The organism is Undibacterium sp. Di27W, from assembly GCF_049340345.1.
In the GTDB taxonomy this organism is placed as follows: domain Bacteria; phylum Pseudomonadota; class Gammaproteobacteria; order Burkholderiales; family Burkholderiaceae_D; genus Undibacterium.
On sequence record NZ_JBMPOS010000177.1, the window covers coordinates 1 to 255 of the forward strand.

Here is a 255-nt window from a genome sequence, read left to right on the forward strand (position 1 = left end):
TTACAGCGAGCAAAGATGCCACGCGTAAAGCTTCTTCACCGTCTGTCAAAGAATTTGCCGATCAAATGGTCACAGATCATTCCAAAGTAGCGGATGAATTAAAGCAGTTGGCCAATAGTAAAAAAGTAGATATTCCGGACACACCGGATGCCAAGCAAGAATCAACGATAAAAAAACTCGCTACACTCGACGGACAAAAATATGATCGTCAGTACGCAGCGGATATTGGGGTCTCTGCTCACAAGGATGCAGTAG

Annotated in this window: 1 protein-coding gene; it reads left to right on the forward strand. The window is 44.3% G+C overall.

The window, feature by feature from the left end:
- The coding region (locus tag ACO0LF_RS31785; protein ID WP_423021450.1) for a DUF4142 domain-containing protein at positions 1 to 255 on the forward strand (255 nt) is incomplete at both ends.